The organism is Streptomyces sp. NPDC003691, from assembly GCF_053981115.1.
On sequence record NZ_JBSFNQ010000161.1, the window covers coordinates 1 to 9,251 of the forward strand.

The following is a 9,251-nucleotide window of genomic DNA, read 5'->3' on the forward strand; positions in this document are numbered from 1 at the left end:
CTACACGCTCAAAACCTGGACGGGTTTGCACCCGATCATTTCGATGTCATCGTGATCGATGAGTTCCACCATGGCGTATCCCCGACTTACAGCCCGGGACACCCCGGAGGGGCAGGGCCCCGGCGCCCGGGGGCTCCGGGGGGCCTGAGCCGCCGGGGACGCCCGCGGCGGCCCGGGGCGCACGGGCCGGGCCGCCGTGTTCCGCCCGGTTACGGCTCGGTTCCGCCGGGCCCCGGCCCCGTGTTCCGCCGGATTACGGGGCGATCCCCGCCGCCCGGTCCCGCCGTCCCGGCCGCGGGTGGTGCCGGCGCTCGGCCTCGACGCAGCGCAGCGCGTCCATCATCAGCTGGAAAACCCGCTCGCCCTGCTCGGCACCGGTGGCGGACTGCTCCACCGACCAGGCCACGGCATTGACCATGGTGACCGCGTCACCGATGGTGACATCCCCGCGCACCGTGCCTTCGCGCTGCGCCCGGTGCAGCAGCGCCGTCGCGGCCTGGAGCATCGAACCGCAGGTGGCGGCCACTCCGGAACTCTCGTCCAGCAGATCCACCATCAGCGCGGCGGAGAGCCCCCGGTAGCGGGTGGCGTGGTCGCGCAGTGCCCGCATCCACTCGGCCAGGGCGGCGGCGGAGTCCTCGGCCGAGATCAGCTCCTCGGCCCTGATCTCCAGGGCGTCGATCCCGCCGCGCAGCATGGCCTCCAGGAGCGCCTTGCGGGTGGGGAAGTGGCGGTAGAGGGTCCCGATGCCGACACCGGCCCGGCGGGCCACCTCCTCCAGGGAGGCATCGGCCCCGGACTCGCCGAACACGCCTTCGGCCGCGGCGAGCAGCCGCTGGTAGTTGCGGTGGGCATCGGAACGCATCGTGCGATGGGGATCGGCACTTCTGGGCATAGCGGCTCCTGGCGGGTTGTCATGCGGAGGCCTCCTCCGTATTCTAGGTGGAGGAGCCCTCCTCTTAGCCTAGCGGGGCCCTTGTTCTGCCATTGAACGGCTTCCGGTCGAGGGCTGCCTCCCTCGCGCCGTACTCCCTGCCCCGTCGCCCGCACCGTCGTGCCCGGGGGGAGCAGGGCATCTCACTCTGTCATCCACGCGAAGAATAGCCCTTCTGGAGGCTGTTGTGACGACCTCGTCACCCCCGTCGCAGCCGGCGAGTTCAGCGAGTTCCACGTCCCGGAACCCCTCGATCGCGCTGCTGCTGATCGTCACCTGCCAGCTCATGGTGATCCTGGACGCGACCATCGTCAACGTCGCCCTGCCCGAGATGCAGCGTGCCCTGGACTTCTCGGAAGCCGGTCTGTCCTGGGTCCTCAACGCCTACGCCCTGGCGTTCGGCGGACTGCTGCTCCTGGGCGGACGCGCCGGGGACATCCTGGGCCGGCGGCGGGTGTTCCTCGCCGGTGTCCTGGTGTTCACCGTCGCCTCGCTGGTCGGCGGTCTCGCCAACTCGGACGAGCTACTGCTGATCTCCCGCGCGGCCCAGGGCGTCGGTGCCGCCTTCGCCGCGCCCGGGACCCTGGCGCTGATCGCCACCACCTTCGAGGAGGGCCCCGCCCGCACCCGTGCGGTGGGCGTCTACGGCGCGGTCTCCGGATCGGGCGCCGCCCTCGGGCTGGTGCTCGGCGGTGTACTCACCGACTGGCTGTCCTGGCGCTGGGTGATGTTCGTCAATGTGCCCTTCGGTGTGCTCCTGCTGCTGCTCGTCCCCGTCTACATCAAGGAGACGGACCGGATCCGCGGCAGCCGCTTCGACATCACCGGCGCGCTGACCTCGACGGTCGGTATGACGCTCCTCGTCTACGGCTTCATCCGCGCGGCCGAGGACGGCTGGAGTGACGGGCTGGCCCTGGGGTCCTTCGCGGCGTCCGTGATCCTGCTGGTCTGGTTCCTCGTCTGGGAGTCCCGCGCGAGCCAGCCCATCCTGCCGCTGAGCCTGTTCGCCGACCGCGACCGGTCCATCATGTTCGCCGGGATGCTGCTGCTCTCCGGCACGATGACCGGGATGTTCTTCTTCCTCACCCAGTTCGTGCAGAAGGTCCTCGACTTCAGCCCGCTGAAGGCGGGATTCGCCTTCGTGCCCGTGGCGCTGGCCCTGATGGTCGCGGCCGGAGTCGTCACCAAGCAACTGGCCCAGGTGGGCGCCAAGACGTTCATGCTGGTGGGTGTGGTCCTGGTCGGAGTCGGCATGGCCTGGCTGGCCCAGATCGACGCGGGCAGCAGCTACGTCGGCGGGCTTCTCGGCCCGATGATCCTGTTCGGCGTGGGCGTCGGACTCTTCACCGTGCCGCTGACCATCGTCGCCGTCTCAGGTGTCCCGCCGCAGGAGTCGGGCGCCGCGTCCAGCGCCCTCAACGCCATGCAGCAGGTCGGCGGATCCCTCGGCCTCGCGATTCTCGTCACCGTCTTCACCAACGCGGCCCGGGACGCCGCGGCCGACCCGCCGGCCGGGCTCGACGCGCTCGCCATCGCCGACTACAGCCTCGCCGAGGGCAGTTCGGTCGCCTTCTGGGTCGGTGTCGGCTTCTCCGTCGCCGCGCTCCTCGCCGTTCTGCTGGTCCGGGCCGCCGCGCCCCCGGCGCCTCCGGCCGATGTCGCCGACGCCCCCGGTACCGGGGCGGACACCGGCGGTCAGGAAGCCGTGGAGACGCGCTGACGGACCCCCTGAACAGCGGTCGGCCATCGCGGTGCTGGGGCACCGCGAACCCCCGGGGCCGACCGCCCGTGCCGACGGCCTCCCCGCGCGAGCGGAGAGGCCGTCGGTTCATGCTCTTCCCGGTCACCCGGTCACCCGGTCACCCGGTCACCCGGACTCCGGACCGCCGTCCGGCCGCGGCCCGGAGCCGGGGGCCGGGTCCTCCAGTCCGCTGACGGCCCGGGCCAGATGCTCGTTCACACTGCCCAGCCGCAGCAGTTCGCCGAACAGCTCCCGCAGCGGACCCACCCGCTCCAGCGGATGCATCAGCGCCGACTGGGCCCGGGTCACCGCGATGATCCGCCGCCCCACCGGATGCCGTTCCGCGTGGTACGAGTCGAGGAGCCCGTCCGGCGCCCCGCCCCGCAGCACCGCGGCCAGCTTCCCGCTCAGGGCGACCGCGTCCGCGAGCGCGGCGCTGATCGCGAGACCGCCCAGCGGATAGTGCGTATGGGCCGCGTCCCCGGCCAGGAAGACCCGGCCGGACCGGTAGGAGTCCGCGAGATGCGTCCGGTCGTCGTAGCGGACCGGCGGCCGGTACAGGCCCGCCACCTTCGGCTCGGAGCCGGTGAGGGCGGCCACCGCCGCGAGCAGCTCCGCCCGGGTCGGTGCCCCGTCCGGCGCCCGCCGCCCGAACTCGGTGGTCATCAGCCGTACCGTACGGGGGCCGAGCGGGATCCCCATATACAGCCCGCGCGCCGAGAACCGGGCCCCGAAGTGCTCGGGGGCCAGCGCCGCCGGGTCGGCCTCCGCGTCCGCGACAAGGCCCGAGACCGTCGGGCCCGTACGGCTGCGGGTGATACCGGCGGCCCGCCGCACCACGCTCTCCGGGCCGTCCGCCCCGACCAGGAACGGCGCCCGGAAGACCTGCGGCCCGCCGGGGCCGCCCGCCGTCACCGCGACCCGGTCCCCGTCCTGTTCCAGCCCGGTGACCTGGTAGCCGCGGCGGACGACGGCACCCTGCACCGCCGCGTACTCCGTGAGCGCCGCCTCCAGCCTCGACTGCGGCAGCAGTACCGGATCCGGCGGCCGGGGCTTCACGGCGTCCAGATCCACCCACAGCAGGGCGAAGTGCACCTGCGGCAGCGGTACCGCCTCCCGCCGCAGCTCCTCCATCAGCCCCAGACCCTCCAGGGTCAGCACCGCGGCACCGTTCAGGGCCACCCCCGGCGCCACCCGGGGCTCCCCGTCCCGCTCCAGGACCAGGGCCCGCGCCCCCGCCCGCGCCAGTTCACCGGCGAGCAGCAGACCGGCGGGACCGGCGCCCACCACGATCACATCCGCGTCGTACGCCTCGCGGGCGCTCATACCGCCCGCCCCTCGGCACCGGCGGCACGCTCCTCGCCGAGCCAGGTCGTCAGCGCCGTCCGCAGCAGGGGGTCACCGGGGTCGGTTCCGGCATGCGCGACATGGCCGTCGGGGCGGATCAGCACCGTGGTGGCGGCCAGCTCCGGTACGGGCCGGGCGGCCACCGTCAGGACCCGGTCGTCCCAGCCGCTGATGTCGGGCGGCGAGGTGTCCGGGTCGAGGTGCAGCAGCACCGCCCGGCCGGAGTGGAGGGCGGTGGCGATGCTCTCCGGGCCCCCGCCGTCAGCGCCGTCCCCGCCGTCCCCGCCGTCCGCGTTGCTCGCGGGCCGGAGCGGCAGATCGGGCACCCGCCGCCCCAGCAGCTCGTGCGGGGCCCCGGCGTACTCGCCCGCGTACGGCAGTTCGTAGCGGAACCCGGTGCCGGTGACCATCTCCAGCAGATAGCGGTTGACCTCCGGCAGTTCGGTCAGCTCGCCGAACAGCTCCCGCAGCGGGCCGACCGAGTCCAGCGGGTGCATCAGCGCGATCTGCGCCTGGGTGTTCATGCAGACCTGGCTGCCCACCGGATGACGTTCGGCGTGATAGGTGTCGAGCAGCCCGTCCGGGGCGTCGCCCCGGACCGCGGCGGCCAGTTTCCAGCCCAGGTTGACCGCGTCCTGGACACCGGTGTTCAGGCCCTGGCCGCCGATCGGATAGTGCACATGGGCGGCGTCACCGGCGAGGAACACCCGGCCGATGCGGTACTGCTCCGCGATCCGGGTCGCGTTGCCGAACCGGGACCGCCAGAGCGTCGTGTCGAACTCCCGCTCGCTGCCGGTGAGCCGTTTCACGGCGGCCCGCAGCTCGTCGTCCGTCACCGGGGTCCCCGGCTCCGGCGGCTCGACGTCGAACTCCGTCGTCATCAGCCGGAGTTTGGTGCCCCCCTCCAGCGGGACCTCCGCGTACAGCCCGCCGGGGTAGAGGTTCACCCGGTAGTCCGCCGTCCCGCCCGGCGGCACCGCCAGATCGCCCAGCACCCCGTAGAAGGTGGAGCCGGTACCTGGAAAGGCGAAGCCCGACAGTTTCCGTACCGTGCTGTGTCCGCCGTCGGCCCCCACCAGATAGGCGCCCGGCAGGGTGTACTCGCCCTCCGGCCCGCGCACCCGGACGACGACCTCGTCTTCGGTCTGCTCCACACCGGTCACCTCGTGGCCGCGCCGGATGTCGGCGCCGAGTTCGGTGACCCACTCCTCCAGCACCTGTTCGGTCCGCCACTGCGGTACCGCCAGGGTGTAGGCGTCGTCGCCCACCTCCGACAGGTCCAGCCAGAAGAGCGAGAAGTGGAGCCGGGGCCAGACCGGAGTGTCGGGGGTACGGAACCGGTGGCCCGCACCCCGCTGGTGCAGCACCTCCACCGTACGGGCGTGCAGCCCCATGCCCCGGGACTCGCCCCGCGGTACGGGGTCGCGCTCCAGCAGCACCACGGGCACTCCCGCGATCCGCAGCTCGGCCGCGAGGGTCAGGCCGGTGGGGCCCGCGCCGGCGACGATGACAGGAGAGGTCACGTTCTCCGCCTTTCTCCGTCCCGGCCGGTGCCGGGACATATGAGGTTCGACCGGGGCGCGACGAGCGGGGGCGCTCATCGGAGCCCGGTGAGGTTCGACGGGCCCGCGAGCAGGACGCTCACGAGGGCCCGGGAAGGCCGGACCCGGCCGCGGCGAGCAGGGCGCTCACCAGGGCCCGGGGAGTGGGATGTTCGTAGACGGCCTTCGTCGACAGCTCCAGACCGGTGGCCGTCCCGATCCGGTCGCGCAGTTCCAGTGCGGTGAAGGAGGAGAAGCCCGCCTCGACGAATCCGTCCTCCGGGCCGAGGTCCTCCGGCCGGTCCAGCCCCAGCAGTTCGGCCGCGTTCGCCCGGACCAGGTCCATCAGCAGCGCCTCACGGCCCGGCCCGTCGGCCGCCGCGAACCGGCCCCGGAACACCGCCGAACGGTCCGCGGCCGCTTCATCCGCCTCCGCCGCGGGGGCTGCGGCACCGGGCGGGCCGGGCGCCGTGCCCGGATCCGTCTCCGCCAGTACCAGTACCGCGCCGTCCGTCACCGGGGCACCGCCCAGCAGGGCCAGCGCCGGACCGGGCCGGACCGCGAAGACCTCCTCCCCACCGGGGCCCGGGTGCGCGCCCCAGGCGATCACGCCCGCGGGTCCGCCGGCCGCGGCCCGCCACAGCACCAGCGCCTGCGCCAGGGCCGCCGTCTCGGCCGCGGCCCGGTCCCCGCCGTCCGGCAGCAGCCCCGCGGCCGGGGTGAACGCCACCAGCACCGTCCCCTCGGACCGCGCGGCGATCCCGTACGCCGCCAGCGCGGCCCGGCCCGCGGCATCACCGGAGTCCCGCCGGGCGTGGACCACGGCCCGCAGTGGCAGCCCGGCCGGCAGGTCCGCCACCGCCGCGAACAGCGCCGCCGCGTCGTCCGAGCCGTACGGACCGGGCACCACCCGGGCCCCCGCCCGCGACAGTTCGGCGATCAGCGCCACCAGGTCCGGGTCCGCCGGGTCCGGGCAGTCGGCCAGCAGCAGATGCGTCACCCCCTCGGCGACCAGACGGCGCGCGGCATGCGCCGCGAGCCCGGACGCCCCACCGGTGACCAGCGCGGCCGCCGGACCCGGAGCGGGACGCTCCGCCGCGGCGGCCGGACGAGGCACGGCCCGCAGCCGCCGTACATAGGCACCCGGGGCCCGCAGCGCCACCCGGTCCTGACCCGGTTCCAGCAGCCGTCCGCCCAGTACGGCCGCCAGCCGCCGCCGGAACCGCTCGTCCAGCGCCGCCGGATCGGCCGGTACATCGACCAGACCGCCCCACTGGTCCGGGAATCCGTCCGCCAGCGCGTCCGCCGCGCCCCACAGCCGGGCCTGCAACGGAAGCCCGGGGCCCGGATCGACCTCACCCGGTTCGGCCACGGGGAAGGCACCGCAGGTCAGATGCCATACCGGCGTATCCCAGTCCAGGGAGCGGACCGCGGCCAGCAGGGCATCCGCGGCCCCCGGACCGTATCCGGCGGCCGCCCCCTCCGGGGTGTGCAGCCCGTCCAGCAGCGCCAGCAGCGACACCACCCCCGCGGGCGGCCCCTCCCCGGCACCGGCGGCCTCCCGCAGGGCGCGCGCCAGCGGTCCGGCCCCGGCACCCGCCGGCTCCCACGACAGCGGTACGGGGCGCGCCCCGCGCTCCTCCAGCGCGGTCACCACCGCGTCCACCAGCGGGCCCCGCTCGTGACCGGCCGGGATCAGCACCGGCCACCGGCCCGGCGGCAACTCCGGTTCGGGCCCGCCCGGCTCACCCGCGCGCCGCCACTCCCCGCGGAACCACCGGTGCTCCTCCCGGCGCCACGCCGCGAGCGCGGGCAGCAGTCCGGCAAGCGCGTCCTCCGCTCCCTCCGGTACTCCCACCAGCTCCGCGAGGGCGGCGGGCTCCCCGCCGTCGACCGCCGCCCACCAGGCGGAGTCCGCCGGCGACGCGACGGCGGGCGGCGGCACCGGATCGGGATCCAGCCAGTACCGCCGGTGCTGGAACGCGTAGACCGGGAGATCCACCTCCCGCCCGCCCGCACCCGTCAGGGCCTCCCGCCAGTCCACGTCCAGGCCGTGCACGAACAGCCGCCCCAGCGCTCCGAGCGCCGACTCCGCCTCCGGCCGGTCCCGCCGCAGCAGCGGCACGAACAGCCGCCCGCCGGACCCCGGACCGTCCGGCGGTACCGACTCCTGCGCCATCGGGACACAGACGGCGTCCGGCCCCAGCTCGACGAAGACCCCGGCACCCCGGGAGTCCAGCGTCCGTACCCCGTCGAGGAACCGCACGGTGTCCCGGATCTGGCGCACCCAGTAGTCGGGCGACGCCAGCAGCTCCGCACCGATCACCCCGCCGGTCACCGACGACACCAGGGGGATCCGCGGCGCACGGACCGTCAGACCCTTCGCGACCTGCCGGAATTCCTCCAGTACGGCATCCATGTGCGGCGAGTGGAAGGCATGGCTCACCCGCAGCCGCCGGGTTCTGCGCCCCAGCTCCGCCCACCGGGCGGCGACCTCGCCCACGGCCTCGGCGTCACCCGAGATCACCGTGGCCGCGGGCCCGTTGACCGCGGCCACGGAGACCCGGTCCTCCAGACCCTTCAGGGACGCCAGCACCTGCTGCTCCGGGGCGCGTACGGCCACCATCGCACCGCTCGCCGACACCTGCTCCATCAGCCTGCCGCGGGCGGCGACCAGCGCGCACGCGTCGTCCAGGTCCAGGGCCCCGGCGGCATGGGCGGCCGCGATCTCCCCGACCGAATGACCGAGCAGCGCCTCGGGGACCACCCCGGCCTGCCGCAGCAGCCGGTACAGGGCGGTCTGGAGGGCGAAGAGCGCGGGCTGGGCGTATGCGGTGCGGGTGAGGAGGGGTTCGCCGCCGTTCTGCGGCGGGTTCGTGTCCGGTGCTGTGTCGGGGTCGGTGTCCGGTGTTTCGGTGAACATGACTTCGCGGAGGGGGTGGGGGAGATGGGGGTCGAGTCGTCGGCAGACGTCGTCGAGTGCGTCGGCGAAGACCGGGAAGGCGGTGTAGAGGCCGCGGCCCATCCCGGGGCGCTGACTGCCCTGCCCCGAGAAGAGGAAGGCCGTACTTCCCTCCGGGGCCCGTACCGGGCCCTCGTCCACTCCGGGAACGCTCTCCCCGCGCGCCAGAGCGGCCAGCCGCTCCCGCAGCACCTCCATGCTGCCGCCGGTCACCGAGGCCCGGCGGGCGAAGGCAGCCCGGGTGACGGCGAGCGAACGGCCGACGTCCGCCGGGCGCAGCCCCGGCCCGGCCGCCAGATGTTCGGACAGCCGGGCGGCCTGGGCCCGGAGGGCGGGCTCGGTGCGGGCGCTGAGCAGCCAGGGAATGGGGGTGTCGGCCGCGGGCTCCGGCTTCCGTTCCGCCGCTGCCGGTGGTTGTTCGATGATGAGGTGGGCGTTGGTGCCGCTGATGCCGAAGGAGGAGATGGCGGCTCGGCGGGGGCGTCCGGTGTCGGGCCAGGGGCGGGCCTCGGTCAGCAGTTGGAGTGAGGCGTCCCAGGGGCTGTGCGGGGTGGGGGCATCGATATGGAGACTCTGGGGGAGGCGTCCATGGCGCATGGCCATGATGAGTTTGATGAGGCCGGCGATGCCTGCGGCGGCTTGGGTGTGGCCGATGTTGGATTTGATGCTGCCGAGGTAGAGGGGTTGTTCGTTGGGGCGGTGGGTGCCGTAGGTGTGGTGGAGGGC

General features: G+C 74.3%; 5 protein-coding genes. 1 reads left to right on the forward strand and 4 read right to left on the reverse strand.

Translation table 11 applies throughout. The features are described from left to right. Positions 1 to 253: 253 nt before the first annotated feature. Positions 254 to 895, reverse strand: a complete 642-nt coding sequence (locus ACWDR0_RS33855; RefSeq protein ID WP_456355669.1) for a TetR/AcrR family transcriptional regulator — start codon at positions 893 to 895, stop codon at positions 254 to 256. A gap of 226 nt (positions 896 to 1,121) precedes the next feature. On the opposite strand from ACWDR0_RS33855, the gene ACWDR0_RS33860 reads away from it, so the two are divergent. Further along, entirely contained in the window at positions 1,122 to 2,654 is a 1,533-nt protein-coding gene (locus tag ACWDR0_RS33860) for an MFS transporter (protein ID WP_456355670.1), read from the forward strand. A gap of 147 nt (positions 2,655 to 2,801) precedes the next feature. On the opposite strand, the gene ACWDR0_RS33865 is transcribed toward ACWDR0_RS33860, so the two are convergent. The 3 genes from ACWDR0_RS33865 to ACWDR0_RS33875 all read right to left on the reverse strand — a co-directional run. Beyond that, positions 2,802 to 4,001, reverse strand: a complete 1,200-nt coding sequence (locus ACWDR0_RS33865; protein ID WP_456355671.1) for an FAD-dependent monooxygenase — start codon at positions 3,999 to 4,001, stop codon at positions 2,802 to 2,804. Then, entirely contained in the window at positions 3,998 to 5,545 is a 1,548-nt protein-coding gene (locus ACWDR0_RS33870; RefSeq protein ID WP_456355672.1) for an FAD-dependent monooxygenase, read from the reverse strand. Before ACWDR0_RS33870 ends, ACWDR0_RS33865 begins: the two co-directional genes overlap by 4 nt. A 118-nt stretch (positions 5,546 to 5,663) precedes the next feature. Then, positions 5,664 to 9,251: type I polyketide synthase (locus ACWDR0_RS33875; RefSeq protein ID WP_456355673.1), on the reverse strand; the 3,588-nt coding region annotated here is incomplete at its 5' end.

Excerpts from the sequence above, each read along its gene's own strand:
- ACWDR0_RS33855 (WP_456355669.1), bottom strand. The coding sequence starts at position 895 with ATGCCCAGAAGTGCCGATCCCCATCGCACGATGCGTTCCGATGCCCAC.
- ACWDR0_RS33865 (WP_456355671.1), bottom strand. The coding sequence starts at position 4,001 with ATGAGCGCCCGCGAGGCGTACGACGCGGATGTGATCGTGGTGGGCGCC.